The sequence below is a fragment of the Ferdinandcohnia salidurans genome (assembly GCF_042680725.1).
Classification (GTDB): domain Bacteria; phylum Bacillota; class Bacilli; order Bacillales; family Bacillaceae_L; genus Ferdinandcohnia; species Ferdinandcohnia salidurans.
On sequence record NZ_JBHUEK010000009.1, the window covers coordinates 1 to 15137 of the forward strand.

At 38.6% G+C, this 15137-nt stretch carries 12 protein-coding genes; 9 read left to right on the forward strand and 3 right to left on the reverse strand.

Annotated elements, in window-relative coordinates:
- Positions 1-67: 67 nt before the first annotated feature.
- The 3 genes from ACFSFW_RS06715 to ACFSFW_RS06725 form a co-directional block, all read right to left on the reverse strand.
- On the reverse strand, positions 68-1390 hold the full coding sequence (locus ACFSFW_RS06715; RefSeq protein ID WP_388036397.1) for a (Fe-S)-binding protein: 1323 nt from the start codon (positions 1388-1390) through the stop codon (positions 68-70).
- Complete coding sequence (glcD, locus tag ACFSFW_RS06720; protein WP_304212644.1) at positions 1387-2799, reverse strand: glycolate oxidase subunit GlcD; 1413 nt, start codon at positions 2797-2799, stop codon at positions 1387-1389. The genes ACFSFW_RS06715 and glcD overlap by 4 nt, the downstream gene beginning before the upstream one ends.
- Positions 2800-2887: 88 nt before the next feature.
- The gene (locus ACFSFW_RS06725) at positions 2888-3997 is read right to left on the reverse strand and encodes a CdaR family transcriptional regulator (RefSeq protein WP_388036400.1); all 1110 of its coding nucleotides are present in this window, start codon (positions 3995-3997) and stop codon (positions 2888-2890) included.
- A gap of 155 nt (positions 3998-4152) precedes the next feature.
- On the opposite strand from ACFSFW_RS06725, the gene mnmH reads away from it, so the two are divergent.
- From mnmH to ACFSFW_RS06770, 9 genes are all read left to right on the forward strand, one after another.
- Complete coding sequence (gene mnmH, locus ACFSFW_RS06730) at positions 4153-5217, forward strand: tRNA 2-selenouridine(34) synthase MnmH (RefSeq protein WP_388036403.1); 1065 nt, start codon at positions 4153-4155, stop codon at positions 5215-5217.
- A 167-nt stretch (positions 5218-5384) separates the two neighbouring features.
- Entirely contained in the window at positions 5385-6671 is a 1287-nt protein-coding gene (locus ACFSFW_RS06735; protein ID WP_388036406.1) for a DUF5667 domain-containing protein, read from the forward strand.
- Positions 6672-6818: 147 nt separating this feature from the next.
- A complete protein-coding gene (locus ACFSFW_RS06740; RefSeq protein ID WP_388036408.1) occupies positions 6819-7178 on the forward strand; it encodes a hypothetical protein in 360 nt (119 codons plus the stop codon).
- A gap of 325 nt (positions 7179-7503) precedes the next feature.
- Complete coding sequence (locus ACFSFW_RS06745; protein WP_388036410.1) at positions 7504-8874, forward strand: NAD(P)-dependent oxidoreductase; 1371 nt, start codon at positions 7504-7506, stop codon at positions 8872-8874.
- A gap of 30 nt (positions 8875-8904) precedes the next feature.
- Positions 8905-10188 (forward strand): NAD-dependent dihydropyrimidine dehydrogenase subunit PreA, encoded by a 1284-nt coding sequence (preA, locus tag ACFSFW_RS06750; protein WP_388036413.1) that lies wholly within the window; start codon positions 8905-8907, stop codon positions 10186-10188.
- Between the two features lie 31 nt (positions 10189-10219).
- Positions 10220-11638: a dihydropyrimidinase gene (gene hydA / locus ACFSFW_RS06755; protein ID WP_388036416.1), complete on the forward strand. Its 1419-nt coding sequence runs from the start codon at positions 10220-10222 to the stop codon at positions 11636-11638.
- Between the two features lie 137 nt (positions 11639-11775).
- Positions 11776-13092 (forward strand): solute carrier family 23 protein, encoded by a 1317-nt coding sequence (locus tag ACFSFW_RS06760; protein WP_304212615.1) that lies wholly within the window; start codon positions 11776-11778, stop codon positions 13090-13092.
- A 33-nt stretch (positions 13093-13125) separates the two neighbouring features.
- Positions 13126-13338, forward strand: a complete 213-nt coding sequence (locus tag ACFSFW_RS06765) for a hypothetical protein (protein WP_304212611.1) — start codon at positions 13126-13128, stop codon at positions 13336-13338.
- A gap of 174 nt (positions 13339-13512) precedes the next feature.
- Positions 13513-15120, forward strand: a complete 1608-nt coding sequence (locus ACFSFW_RS06770; RefSeq protein WP_304212609.1) for a PucR family transcriptional regulator — start codon at positions 13513-13515, stop codon at positions 15118-15120.
- Positions 15121-15137 lie beyond the last annotated feature (17 nt).

Consider the following 15137-nt stretch of genomic DNA (forward strand, 5'->3'; position numbering starts at 1 on the left):
TGCGATGACCCGCACGTACGGATCTGTGAGAGGCGCATGAGTAATTCATGCGCCTACTCTATTTATCTTATTTTTCAATCGCTTCAAGTAATAAATCAACAATATGGACAGCTCGCATTTGATCCGACAAGCCTTCCCGTTCGATGCCAAGCTTCATCTGCAGCAAACAGCCGGGATTCGCTGTGACAATTGTTTTTGCTTGTGTATCTTTAACGTTTTTCATTTTTGAATCCAATATTTTCATCGACATTTCAGACTCTACAATATTATAGATGCCAGCAGAGCCGCAGCAGCTGTCCGCATTTTTCATTTCCATATAAGTAGCGCCATCAATAGATTGAAGTAGCGTTCTAGGTTCAGATGCCGTCTTCATTACATTTCGCAAATGGCATGAATCCTGGTATGTGATAACTTGTGAAGGAAGGGAAAGTTCTTTTTTATGAAACTCTAATTCTACCAAAACAGATGAGATGTCCTTTAGCTTTTTCGAGAATGCTTTCGCTCGTTTGGCCCACTGGGGGTCATCTTTTAGAAGGTGATCATAATCGATTAAAAAGGCACCGCAACCGCCCGCATTTGTGATGATATAATCAGCTTCAATCTCTTCAAAGGCCGCTATATTTTGTTTCGCCAGTTCCTTTGCTTTGTTTTTTTCTCCACTATGTCCATGTAAGGCCCCACAACAAGCCTGTGTTTTTGGAATGACAATTTCACAACCCGCCAATTGAAGGAGCTTCATGGTGGCATCATTCGTTTTCATAAACATCGTATCCATTAAACAACCTGTGAAAAAGGAGACTTTTTTCTGTCGTACACCAATTGGTTCAAGATGGTATGGTCTATTTTTTAGTTCCTTTAAGGAGGGTACGTCTGGAAGTACGCGTTCCATCGTCGCAAAGCTCTCAGGTAAAAACTTCAAAAGCCCGCTTTTTTGAACCACTTTTTGCATGCCAGAGCGTTGGTAGACGCCAAGTAAACCTGTTAGTGTACGCATCCGATTTTGATGGGGGAAAAGACCTTCAAAAACCGTATTTCTGATGGCTTTCACGGGTAGCGAATGCTTTTTGTTTTGATGAACGATATCTCTTGCTTCTTCTAAAAGGTGCCCGTAATTAACGCCAGAAGGACAAACAGGTTCACAAGCTCGGCAGCCCAAACACATATTTAATGATTTTTCAAAGTCCTCATCGGGTTCAATGAGTCCGTCCACAACTGCTTTCATTAAGGCAATTCTTCCCCTTGGTGAGTGAGATTCTTGATAGCCGGATTCGATATACGTAGGGCAAGTAGGAAGACAGAATCCACAACGCATACAGTTTAATAGTTCATTTTGATCCATCCGAGATTGGAATTCTTGTTGGATTTTTTGTTGTTCTTGAATCGTTGTCATTTTGAAACCACCACACGTTTTCTAGAATCCTTTGCAAACATCTTGCCTGGATTCATGATGTTGTTAGGATCAAGCCCCGTTTTAATCGCTTGCATCGCAGCAATCCCTGCGGCACCTAGCTTCATTTCAAGATAAGGTGCTTTCATTACGCCGACACCGTGTTCGCCAGTAATCGTACCGCCAAGCTCGATCGCTTTTTCAAAAATTTCTTCAAACGCTTTTTCAACACGTTCAATTTCTTCACGGTCTCTGACATCTGTTAAGCAGGTAGGGTGAAGATTTCCATCTCCGGCATGACCAAAGGTACAAATATTCAAGTCGTATTTTTTGGCGATTTCTCCAATTGCATGTACCATGTTTGCAATTTCAGAGCGGGGGACAGTTGCATCCTCCAAAATGGTAGTCGGTTTTAAGCGTGCAAGAGCAGAAAGTGCAGCCCGCCTTGCTGTTCGTAAGGCCTCCGCCTCTTCCTCAGATTCCGCAGATTTCACAGATACAGCATGTTCTTCCTTGCAAATTTCTTTGATTCTAGCAATATCGCGTTTTACTATTTCTGCAGGACCATCCTGTTCAATAAGAAGGACTGCTTTTGCATCAGTTGGAAGTCCGATTTTTGCAAAGGCTTCGACTGCTTCAAGAGTAGGTTGGTCGAGAAATTCTAACGTAATCGGGATGATTTTACTTGCGATAATTTTCGAAACGGACTTTGCAGCAGAATCCAAATCCTGATAAAGGGCAAGAATGGTCTCTTTTGTTTCAGGCATTGGAATGAGCTTAAGTGTGGCTTCCGTAATGATGCCAAGAGTACCTTCTGAGCCGACAAAGAGGCGAGTGAGGTCATATCCAGCAACATCTTTCGCTAGCTTTCCTCCGGTTTTAATGATTTCGCCATTCGCCAAGACAGCCTCAAGCCCCATGACATAATCTCGTGTTACCCCATATTTAAGGCCGCGTAATCCGCCTGAATTCTCATTTATATTGCCTCCGATTGTCGATATTTTCATTGAACCAGGATCTGGTGGATAAAATAAACCCTTTGCCTCTACAGCAGTTGTCACTTCCTGAGTAATTACCCCAGGTTGGACTGTTATCGTTAGATTCTCTTCATCAATTTCTAAAATCTTATTTAAATGTTTAAAAAGAAGGACAAGTCCACCCTCAGTTGGGCAAGTGCCTGCACAGAGATTTGTCCCAGAGCCGCGAGGGACAATCGGAATTTTGTATTCATTACACACCTTGACGATTTCTGATATTTCCTCTTTGTTTCGAGGAGAAATTACTGCATCAGGCATTGACTGGAACTGTGGTGTCGCATCATACGAGTACACAAGTCGACCTGTTTTTGAATCATCATAGTTTTCAGGTCCGACAATTTTTATAAATTGCTGTTTTGCATTTGTATCAATCATGAGAACGCCTCCAAAAAATCTTCTTATTTATAAGCATAAAAAAAAGCGGATAGTTCCGCTATATAGAAATCCACAAATATTTGAGGTATTAATCAAAAACTTTTGTAGATTTATCCAATAATAGTATCCCGAGATAAAGTGCTGCCAAATCGACAAAGTTTTTTGGGTGTAAGCCGGTGTGCTCTTCAATTTTATTAAAACGATAAGAAAGAGTATTCACATGAATATGAAGAGACTCAGCAGTTTCTTTGATGGACTGATTTTTTAATATAAATTCAACTAAGGTTTTAACTAGTGTTCCATCCTCATCTAAGAGCTTAATGATGGTACGTTTCACATAATCTGATTGCACTTGTCCGCTCGTTTCATGAACAAGCATTTCTAAAATGAGTTCTTCATCAAATTGTATAGAGTCCGTCCGTTTTGCAACTTTAAGAGCGCGTTCAGCTTCCTCAAAAGATTTTTTTAGCAAGGGTTCCTCACTTCCCACTCCAAACGATATCTTTACAGTAAAACTACCTTCTAATTTTCTTTTAATTAAGTGAAGGCTGTTTTGTGTTTGCTCTTTTGAACGGTCAGTTAACAGGAGTAGGAATCGTTCATTTCCCCATCTGACAAAAATTTCGTTCTCATTTAAAAATGAACTTTGTTGCAAGTGATTGGATATATCCCGGAGTGGAATTTCTGTTTCACTTTTAATGAAGCCCATTATCACTTGACGTTTAAGAGTAAGATCGATATTTAAATGCTCTGCACGCTTAACAAACTCCGGGGTTTCTTCATTAATATGAAGCCAATCAAAGACGAAGGTTTCGAGTGCACGAGACTCTAATTCCATTTGCTCAGCATAGTAACTCTCTTGGATTAAAAGCTCCGTCATTTTTTTCAAGAGCTCTCCGTATGAGGATACTTTTTCAGGGTTTCCAGTTATACCAATAACCCCAACAACATTGTGCTGATAAAGAATCGGTAAATTGATGCCTGCCTTTACTCCTTTTAAGTCATTTTCCATATCTTTTGTGATGATCATTTTCTTTTGATTCCTACTTGAAAGGAGGGCACCTTCGTGAAAACTTCCAATTCGACTTGAATCCGTACTTGCAATAATCGTTCCCGAAACATCTACAATAATAATATCCTCATCAATTAATCTACGTACTTCTTTTATAATTTTTTTTGCCAGGGATGGTATAAGCATAAAGACTCCTCCGAAATCAATCATTATCTTCATTCTATCATTTCAAAAAATGAATGTAATTGCATCTTTTAAGCTAAAAAAGTTTTTCTGATTTATAATAGGGGAGAGAGAATGTGGAAATAGTGTAGATAGACACTTTGAAGGGAAGAAAATAGATGTTTCAAGATATATCTGTAGACGAATTACGGGAATTACAGAAGGAGAAACCAATAGCCATTGTTGATGTGCGTTCCCCTTCTGAATTCGCTGAATCTAATATACCTGGTAGTGTAAATATCCCCATTTTTACGGATGAAGAACGTGCAGAAATAGGAACCGTTTATAAACAAATTAGTCCTGACGCGGCAAAGGAAAAAGGACTTGAAATTGTTTCTGCCAAGCTTCCCAATTTTATAAGAGAGTTCTCGAAACTCCCAGAAGAGGAAAAGATTGTTTATTGTTGGCGCGGAGGGATGCGCAGTAAGACCTCAGCAACCCTTATTGATTTAATGGGAATCAATTCAAAACGACTAATTGGAGGAATCCGCGGGTATCGAGAATGGGTCGTAGAAAAACTAGAAGAGCTTGCGACTGATTTTAAACCAAAGGCATTGGTCATCAATGGATACACAGGTTCTGGGAAAACAAAAATTTTAAACGAGCTTCAGGATGAAGGATATCCTGTTCTTGATTTAGAAGGAATGGCCAATCATCGTGGATCGGTTTTTGGGATGATTGGGAAAAAACCGCATAATCAAAAAGTGTTTGACTTGATGCTTGTAGAACGGTCTCTACAGATAAAGAAATCACCATATGTACTGTTGGAGGCTGAAAGCAAACGTGTTGGTCGAGCGACTATACCTGATTTTTTACTGAATTTAAAGGAAGAAGGATACCATATTTTTGTTGACCTGCCGATGGAGGAGCGCGTGTTAAACATTTTAGAAGATTACCGTCCGTGGGAATTTCCAAACGATTGTATGGCTGCCTTCCAACGAATCAAAAAGAGAATTCATACTCCAATTGCAACACAGATTGAAAAAGATCTTGAATCCGGAGATTATCATTCAGCCGTGAAATTACTATTAGAATATTATTATGATCCAAGGTATCACTATACAGCGGAACAAATATCAGAGGACCGAAGCAAAGTACTGCATGTGAAAAATGTAGAAGAAGCCACCCAATTAATTAAAGAGTTTATTACAGAAAAAATGTCGAAGTCACCAACAAAGTCCTAAACAAGTAACTAAGACCTAGTGCCAATCGCACTAGGTCTTTTGGCAATTTTTTAGCATTTCATTAGACTTAAGAATCATATATTATTTTTTTAGTAATAAACGGACATATATCTGTCAGCTTTCGTCGAATGCTTTTATCGTAATTCATAAATAGGGGGAAATCATAAATGAAGAAACGAAATTTCAAAAAGTCTATCGTTAGCGGAACAGTAGCATCAGCACTTATTTTATCTTTAGCAACACCAGCTGCTTTTGCAAATGAGGAAGGCACTGAGCAAGATACAGTTGTTACGGAAGAAACGGTTGTAGAACAAATTCCAGTAAACTACGGTACTTCTGAAGAAGAGGTTGTAGAAGGAAACGTTGGTGAAGAAGCTACTGAGGAAGTAGTCGAAGGCGAAGAAGTGGTAGAGGAAGAAGCTACTGAGGAAGTAATCGAAGGTGAAGAAGTAACAGAGGAAGAAAATACTGAAGAAGTTGAATCAGAAGAGAATGAAGAAATGGCTGAAGAAGAGGCAACTGAAGAGGAAGTTCAAGCTGAAGAAGCACCATCTTTAGTACCTGGAGATTTCTTTTATTTTGTAAAACAAATGATTGAAAAAGTACGTCTTGCAGTAACAGTTGATGATTATAAAGAAGCAAAACTGTTAGCTGATTTCGCAGCAGAGCGCATTGCAGAAGCAAATGCTTTATTAGCCGAAGGTAAAACAGAAGAAGCTGAAGAGTTACTTCAAAAAGCAATCGAAACGCAAGAAGCTGCTACTGAAACGCTAACAGATTCTGAAGAAATTGCTAACGAAGAAACTGAAGCAACAGAAGAAGATGCTGTTGAAGAAGAAACAGTAACAAATGAAGAGGAAGTTGTAGAAGAAGATGTAGTAGTAGAAGAGGACGTTGCTGTTGAATCAGAAGGTACCGAAGTTGAAGTGAAGCTTGCAAATAACATTGACGCATTAACTGCAGCACTAGCGAATGTAAAAAATCCTACTGCTCAAAAAGCGTTAATGAAAAATATCCAAAAATCATTTGCAAAATTAGATAAGAAGCTTGCAAAACTAGAGAAAAAAGCACAAAAATTTGCAGCTAAGCATGAAGAAGAAGCAATTGAAGAAACAACTGAAGAACCAGTTGTTGAGGAAGAAGTAGTAGTTGAAGATGTAGCGGTTGAGCCAGTAGTGGAAGAAACAACTGAAACAGAAGTACAACCAGTGGTTGCTGCTCCTGCAGTAGAAAAGAAACAAGTAAAAGTAAACGAAAAGCGTGATCAAGCTCTAGAAAAAGCACAAGAGAAAAAGCAACAAGCACAAGTTAAAAAGACTGAAAAACAACAAGAAGTAAAAGAACAAAAACAAAATAAGCATGCGAACAAAAACAATGGCCAAAACAAAGGAAACAACGGTAAAGGTCAAGGCAATGGTAACAGCCAAGGTAAAAACGGAAACGGACAAAACTAATAGCTAACGGATTATTTATTCAAGGGAAGAAATCAAATCGATTTCTTCCCTTTTATTTTTGTCTCATTCGTTGATATTTCCAAAAATTAGCTTTAAATGATTAATGTGTTATGATTAAAGAAGTACTTACCTTAGGAGGACGGATAAATGACTACCGTAAAACGTAACGGAGTTAACAAGTTTTCATTCGAAAATGAGCGTGCTTACTGTTTGACACAAGTGATTGACAGGACAGATAACAGTGTTACCAAGAAAATGGTTGTTCGTGACAAAAAAATGGGTATTGATTTTTCCGTTATCATTCCAATCAAGCTGAAAAAAAACGGAGATGTTCATTACTATGCTCCAAAGGATTTTATAGTTAGAGGAAAAAAGGTAGGTAAGAAAAATACGATGGCTAAATATTATGATTCTCTAGGTGAATGGGAATCGTTTCAGAATGAATTTATTAATGATTATAATTTAAAAGTAAATAAATTGATCTACAAGAATTCAGATTTTAAGTAGATATAGATTGTAAATTAAAAAAACAGAGCGAAGGTTTAAAGCTACTAGTCAATGTGGCTTAAATCTCTCGCTCTTTTTTTGTTTTTTACATTATGAGTAGAAAACAGCTTTTATCTTTTAACACTCTGTATAATGCAATCGTACTAGGTAATAAGTAAAATAGACATAAAGTTCGTATTTTTCGGACAACTGCTCCTACTTAGTCATAAAAAAGAGTAGTTAATACTACGATTAATTGAAAACGCTTTCTATTTGTGGGTTTATATAGTTGCAATGTTGTGGCCTTATGATATTGCAACTTCCACTATATCAAGGAGGTAAATCTATGAGTCTTTCAAACACTAGAATTTCATATCAGGATTTAAAAATGAATTTCAATGAAGTGAACCCTGGATTAACCAACCGCGAAGCCATTGAAGAATCGAATCGTTGCCTTTATTGCTATGACGCCCCTTGCATTACTGCTTGCCCTACCGGTATTGATATCCCTACCTTTATTAAAAAAATTGCTTCTGGAAACGTAAAAGGATCAGCAAAAACGATTATGAAATCCAATCCTATCGGAGCTAGTTGTGCTCGAGTTTGCCCAACAGAGGAACTTTGTGAGGGTGCTTGTGTTTTAAATCATTCCACAAAACCTATCATGATTGGTGATTTACAAAGATATGCGACCGACTGGGCCATACGAAATGAACAGGTACTTTTCGAACCAGGTAAGAAAAATGGAAAAACAGTTGCAATTGTTGGGGGCGGCCCTGCTGGACTGTCCGCAGCAAGAGAACTTGGTTTACTCGGCTATGACGTTACTATTTTTGAGGCAGCGGAAAAAGCTGGAGGCTTAAACACTTACGGAATTGTCTCATTTAGACTTCCGCAGAATATATCATTCTGGGAGGTTAAGCAGGTAGAGAGCTTAGATGTTAAAATCCGAACCAATACGAGAGTTGGAGAGGATATTTCGGTAGATGATATTCTTCATAACTTTGATGCCGTCATTCTAGCAATTGGAATGTCAAAGGTGCCTTCACTTGGTATTGATGGTGAAGAATTGGATGGAGTTTACGATGCCATCGATTTTGTAAAAGAAACCAAAACAAAGCCAATTTCAGACCAATTCTTAGGGAAGAAGGTTGTTGTCATTGGTGCAGGTAATACGGCTATTGATGGAGCGACATGTTCGGTCCGATTAGGAGCTGAAAATGTAAAAATCCTTTATAGAAGAACGGTTGAAGAAATGACTGCCTATGATTTTGAATATGAATTTGCAAAACAGGACGGTGTTGAATTTAGATGGCTAACAGCACCTAAGAAAATCGTTGGTGACGAACAAGGACGTGTGAAAGCAATCGAATGCATCAAAATGGAGCTTGGTGAGCCGGGTAAAGATGGGCGGAGACGTCCTGTACCAATTGAGGGCTCTGAGTTCATCTTAGAGGTTGATGCGGTAATTAAAGCCATTGGTCAAACGAGATATACAGAGCTTATTGAACAATTCGGTCTTGAGCATAATGGTGGAGTTGTAAAAATCAATCAAGAAACCCTTCAGACATCCAATAAGAAGGTTTTTGCCTGTGGTGACGTGATTTTTGGAAAGGGTCAAGGAGAAGCAATGGTTGTTTCAGCCGCACAGCAAGGTAAAGATGCGGCATATGCGATTCACAAGGTCATGTTCGGTGCAGTTTCCGAGATTGTGTAAAAAAAGAAAAGGTGATAAGGAGGCTTATCTATGGCGGATTTACGAATAAATTTAGCAGGTATAGAATCCCCTAATCCATTTTGGTTGGCTTCTGCTCCTCCAACAAATTCTGGTTACCAAGTGCAACGGGCATTTGATGCAGGCTGGGGTGGAGCAGTATGGAAGACATTAGGTGACCCCATATTAAATGTCACTTCCAGGTTTGGAGCTGTTAGTTTTAATGGGCAACGAGTAGCGGGGTTTAACAATATTGAATTAATTTCTGATCGTCCTTTAGAGGTGAATTTAAAAGAAATTAAAGAAACGAAAAAGCTCTTTCCTAATCATACAATCATTGCCTCACTAATGGTTGAACCAAAACAAGAAAAGTGGCACGAAATCGTAAAGAGAGTGGAAGAAGTAGGTGTAGATGGACTAGAACTCAATTTTGGATGTCCACATGGTATGGCAGAAAGAGGAATGGGTTCTGCATCCGGTCAGGTACCTTCACTGGTAGAACAACAAACTTATTGGGTAAAAGAAGTTGCGCAAACACCGGTTATTGTGAAACTTACTCCTAATATTACAGATATCACGGCTACTGCAGAGGCTGCTACTAGAGGGGGAGCCGATGCCATCAGTATGATTAATACAATTAATAGTTTAGCAGGAGTTGATTTAGATACGTGGAATACGATTCCACATGTCCGGGGTAAAGGTGCGCATGGTGGATATTGTGGTCCAGCTGTAAAGCCGATTGCCCTTAATATGGTTGCTGAATGTGCAAGAAGTCCCCATATTAACATTCCAATATCAGGAATTGGTGGAATATCAACTTGGCAAGATGCAGTTGAATATATGTTGATGGGAGCCTCTGGGGTTCAGGTGTGTACCGCTGCTATGCATCACGGCTTTAGGATTGTTGAGGATATGATTGAAGGGTTAGATAACTATCTGGATGATAAAGGGATTGCTTCAGTTATGGATATCGTCGGAAAAACAGTGCCGAGATATTCTGACTGGGGTGACCTTGACCTTAACTATAAAATTGTAGCGCGAATCAATAATGATGTTTGTATCAACTGTAATAAATGTCATATTGCATGTGAAGATACATCCCATCAATGTATCGACATGCTTAAGGATGGAAATGGCTACAACATTTTAAAGGTAAGAGAGGAAGACTGTGTCGGCTGTAATTTATGTTCGATTGTATGTCCTGTTGATGGGGCGATTGATATGGTTGAAGTACCAAGTGGATTACCTCCAATGACATGGAATGAGCGTCAGGCGGCACTCGGTGCAGTTAGTTGTAAAATTGACTCTGTAAAATAAAAGCTATTTCGTTCTTTGAGGGGGACTTTGGATGAAAAAAGTGATCAAGAATGGAACAATTGTAACAGCAACAGATACGTATCAAGCAGAAATTCTTGTGGAAAATGGTGTGATTAGTCAAATTGGGAGAAATTTCTCGACTGAAGGTGCAGAAGTAGTTGATGCAAATGGTTGCTATGTTTTTCCAGGCGGAATTGATCCGCATACTCATCTAGAAATGCCGTTCGGAGGAACAGTCTCTAAAGATGATTTTGAAACTGGAACAATTGCAGCTGCCTTTGGAGGAACAACGACGGTTATTGATTTTTGCTTATCGAATAAAGGGGAACCTCTGAAGGATGCCATTCAAACATGGCATCAGAAGTCAAAAGGGAAAGCAGTAATTGATTATGGCTTTCACTTATCTATCGGAGAGGTAACGGATGCTGTCTTAAATGAGCTTCCATCCGTAATCGAAAATGAAGGAATCACATCCTTTAAAGTATTTATGGCATATAAAAATGTGCTACAGGCAGATGATGAAACTTTATTTAAAACATTAATTGCGGCAAAGGATTTAGGAGCACTGGTCATGGTTCATGCGGAGAATGGTGACGTCATTGACTATCTTGTGAAAAAGGCATTAAGTGAAGGAAAAACAGATCCAATCTATCATGCGTTAACTAGACCACAGGAAATCGAAGGGGAGGCTACAGAAAGGGCTGCGACCTTTGCAGGACTTGCAAATTCTCAACTTTATGTTGTTCATGTTACTTGTGCTGATGCTGTAAAAGCAATCACAGCAGCAAGAGAAAAAGGGTTTGATGTGTGGGGAGAAACATGCCCTCAATATTTAGTCCTTGATCAAACCTATTTAGAAAAGCCAGATTTTGAAGGTGCTAAGTACGTCTGGTCTCCTCCACTACGAGAAAAGTGGAACCAAGAAGTGTTGTGGAATGCATTAAGAAACGGACAGCTTCAAACGTTCGGATCAGATCAATGTTCGTTTGATTTTAAAGGACAAAAAGAGCTTGGGTTAGGTGACTTCTCGAAAATTCCTAATGGAGGTCCAATGATTGAGGACCGCTTAACGGTTTTATTCTCAGAAGGTGTGAAAAAGGGAAGGATTTCACTGAATCAATTTGTGGATCTAACCTCTACCAGAGTGGCAAAACTATTTGGGTTATATCCAAAGAAAGGCACAATAGCGGTTGGTGCAGATGCCGATATTGTCATTTTTGATCCGAATATCGAGCGGACGATTTCTGCCGAGACTCACCATATGGCAGTTGATTACAGTGCATTTGAGGGAATGAAATTTACCGGAGAACCAGTATCTGTTCTATCTAGAGGAGAATTTGTTGTCCGTGATAAGAAGTTTGTTGGAAAATTAGGAGCAGGTCAATTTATTAAGCGTGCAAAGTACGGAGAAAATTACGAAGTTGTAAAAGATAAAACGGCTACAATATAATTCATATGCTGTGCTAGGAAGGAGGGGGTAACTCCTTCCTTCGTTTAAAGTAAGAAATGAGGTGAGTATCTGCCAATATAATTCAGAATATTAAGAATATAGCATTCAACAATAACAAATGAAAAGGGGGATTTGGTATGAGCAGTGAAGATTCGAAGGTTGTTTTGGGGATAAACGAGACACCGCCACCAGGTAAGTTTTTGATTTTAAGCATCCAGCATTTGTTTGCCATGTTTGGTGCAACCATCTTAGTTCCGTATCTCGTAGGCTTGAGTCCAGGTGTAGCCCTTATTTCAAGTGGGATTGGTACGCTCACATTTCTGATTATAACCAAAGGTCAAGTTCCAGCATATGTTGGTTCGTCATTTGCATTTATTGCCCCGATCATTGCGGCAACAGCAGCAGATGGTCCTGGTGCGGCAATGATTGGAAGTTTTCTAGCCGGTATTGTCTATGGGATCGTTGCTTTAGTTATAAAAGCTACAGGCCATAAATGGCTGGTAAAATTACTTCCACCAGTAGTTGTTGGGCCTGTTATTATCGTGATTGGACTTAGTCTTGCGCCGACAGCAGTTGGTATGGCAATGAATAACGCAAATGGTGAATATAGTCTCCTTCATTTTACAGTTGCATTAGTGACCTTAGCGATTGTTATTTTAAGCTCCATTTTCCTTAAAGGCTTTTTAAATTTAATTCCCGTTTTAATTGGAATAGTTGGAGGATATATTTATGCTGCCATTGTTGGCTTAGTGGATTTATCCGGTGTTATGACGGCAAAAATTTTCGAAGTACCTGATTTTCTTTTTCCATTTGTACATTATTCTCCCACTGTAACCCTAAGTATTATTGCCCTCATGGTACCTGTTTCAATTGTCACATTATCTGAACATATTGGACACCAAATGGTATTAAGTAAAGTTGTTCAAAAAGACCTCATTCAAAGGCCAGGTTTACATCGTTCGATAATGGGAGACGGGCTTGCCACAATGCTAGCCGCGTTAATGGGTGGTCCTCCGAATACGACGTACGGAGAAAATATTGGTGTATTGGCCATCACGAGAGTGTTTAGTGTCTTTGTTATCGGAGGGGCAGCTGTTTTTGCGATACTATTTGGGTTTATCGGTAAAATTACAGCTCTCATCAGCTCAATTCCAACAGCAGTAATGGGTGGTATATCTCTCCTTTTATTTGGGATTATCGCTGCATCTGGATTACGGATGCTTGTTGATAGTAAAGTAGACTTGGGTGATAAGCGTAACCTCATTATTTCATCCGTTATTTTAGTTGTGGGGATCGGTGGAGCCATTATGAAGTTTTCAGCAAACTTTGAAATACATGGGATGGCACTTTCAGCTATTTTGGGAGTTTTATTAAATTGGGCTCTACCTGGAGGGACTGTCGAAGAAGACACCAATATTTATGAGGCGGAAATCGACAAAGAAACGACTGCATAGTACCTGAAACAATAAACAAAGGAGTGTCAGTACATGTCAGAGTATCAAGTATTTTTGCAAGAGAGAGACAAAGTGGATTATTTCCTTCAAAAAGGCTATAAAATAACTAATGTAATAGAAAACCTAAGTGGAGCGTTCGTAGATTTTGAGAAAAAAGATGAAAAAGAAACCTTACACATTATCACCCCAGAAGGGCGTAAGTACTTTGCGGTCATGCTTATTAAGCAACAAAAGGAAGGTGCATAAAGTTTCTTGTTCCAATATAAAAATAGTTGGATGCCGGTACCAGTGAAAGAGTGCCGGCTTTTTTGCGCCATTTTAACAGGAAAGTATAAAAATATTTGGAAAAACACTCCTTTAATGACAAGTTATCGCGTATAATAAAACTAATCTGAAAATTCAATTTAGGAGAGCTGTAGATTGAAATCATATATTACAGTTGATGATATTTTAAATCGAAAGCATTTTGAAAGTATTAAAGTAATCGCCGGTAAAGAGGGACTCGGGCGACAAGTAAAATGGGTCCACGTTGTTGAAATCGTAAATATTAAGAATCTCTTAAATGGACATGAATTAATTCTTTCAACCGGAGTTGCTTGGAGAGATAATAAGGAGAAATTTATCTCAGTCATCAAGCAATTAATTGATTCACAGGCAGCAGGTATTTGTATTGAATTAGGAATATACACCTCATCGATCCCACCAGAAATCATTGAACTCGCAAACAAGTCTCAATTTCCAATTATCCTTTTTTTGAAGGAAGTACCATTTGTTGAAATTACGCAAGACATCCATGGGCTACTTATTAACAGCCAATATCAAATGATTTCCAATCTTGAAAGTTACTCACAGGCACTAAATAAAAGATTATTAACCATCGATCATTATGTTGAAATTCTAAAATTTATTAGAAGCTATCTCCAAGTCCAAGTAATTATCCTCTTTACGAACAGGGAAACTCAGTTTATTCCAGAAGCAACCGAGCAAAAACGAAAGAAACTACTAGAAAACCTGCAATCCCAGACTGAAGATTCGACTTATATAGCCAAAATTCCGATCCATTTGCTAGGTGAAAGCTATGCAGAACTTGCAATCATTTCTGAGGATAGAGAGCTAACCGAATTTGATCAACTCATTTTGGATCGAACTGCAACTGCCCTTGCACAGCTTTTTCTTCGTAATCTTTATGTAGAGGAAAAACATAAAGTAGAAGAAACAGAATGGATCAATGATTGGTTGGAAGGTGAACAAAACGAAGAATCGATAAAAGACTATCTAGCTCTTACTTCAACTAGTAAACCAAAAGGAGCGGTTGTATGTATTTGTAAAATAGATTCCATTGAAGATTATTCCACAAGTGATTTAACTTATTTCAAAATGTTTACCCGTGCCGTTTTTGAACAACAGGGGTTTTCCCTTTACGTAGCAGATAAAAGAAACACAATTGTTTTTATCCTTCTCAATGAACGAAGTCATGTGACGTGGAAAGCGAGAGTCCAAGATGGAATCCAAAGGTTAATGGACTCTGAATCACAACTTGGTAATGATAAGGTCAAACCAATACTTGGCGTTGGAAAATTTATAGAAGAGCTGACAGATCTACATAAAAGCTATCAAACTGCGATAGAAACAATTCGAATTCAAAACCGTATGTCGATACCAGCCCAAAGCTATTTTTATGATGACTTACATATTTTTAGGCTTATTTCGTTACTTAACAGACATATCGATTTGCAGGAGGTTGTATTAGAGTATTTGGAGCCGGTTATCGCATACGATAAAAAATATAATGGAAAACTAATGGATACACTTAAAACCTATTTATCATGTAACGGCTCGAAACAAGAAACGGCAAAGCGTTTATTTGTAGTAAGGCAAACATTATATCACCGCATTCAAAAACTAGAAAAGCTACTAGGCTCAGACTTTATGAATCACGAAAAACGGCTCGCGATTGAATTTATGATTTTATCATATGAGTTTTTAATTTCATCAAATCAACTAAAAGAGAAAAAGCAAGTTTTATAGCCCACTAGAGTTAGTGG

What these genes read in the sequence shown, in the direction of transcription:
- ACFSFW_RS06760 (WP_304212615.1), top strand. Translation starts at nt 11,776, where the DNA reads ATGAGCAGTGAAGATTCGAAGGTTGTTTTGGGGATAAACGAGACACCG.
- mnmH (WP_388036403.1), top strand. Translation starts at nt 4,153, where the DNA reads ATGTTTCAAGATATATCTGTAGACGAATTACGGGAATTACAGAAGGAG.
- ACFSFW_RS06715 (WP_388036397.1), bottom strand. Translation starts at nt 1,390, where the DNA reads ATGACAACGATTCAAGAACAACAAAAAATCCAACAAGAATTCCAATCT.
- hydA (WP_388036416.1), top strand. Translation starts at nt 10,220, where the DNA reads ATGAAAAAAGTGATCAAGAATGGAACAATTGTAACAGCAACAGATACG.
- ACFSFW_RS06745 (WP_388036410.1), top strand. Translation starts at nt 7,504, where the DNA reads ATGAGTCTTTCAAACACTAGAATTTCATATCAGGATTTAAAAATGAAT.
- ACFSFW_RS06725 (WP_388036400.1), bottom strand. Translation starts at nt 3,997, where the DNA reads ATGCTTATACCATCCCTGGCAAAAAAAATTATAAAAGAAGTACGTAGA.
- glcD (WP_304212644.1), bottom strand. Translation starts at nt 2,799, where the DNA reads ATGATTGATACAAATGCAAAACAGCAATTTATAAAAATTGTCGGACCT.
- preA (WP_388036413.1), top strand. Translation starts at nt 8,905, where the DNA reads ATGGCGGATTTACGAATAAATTTAGCAGGTATAGAATCCCCTAATCCA.
- ACFSFW_RS06735 (WP_388036406.1), top strand. Translation starts at nt 5,385, where the DNA reads ATGAAGAAACGAAATTTCAAAAAGTCTATCGTTAGCGGAACAGTAGCA.
- ACFSFW_RS06765 (WP_304212611.1), top strand. Translation starts at nt 13,126, where the DNA reads ATGTCAGAGTATCAAGTATTTTTGCAAGAGAGAGACAAAGTGGATTAT.
- ACFSFW_RS06740 (WP_388036408.1), top strand. Translation starts at nt 6,819, where the DNA reads ATGACTACCGTAAAACGTAACGGAGTTAACAAGTTTTCATTCGAAAAT.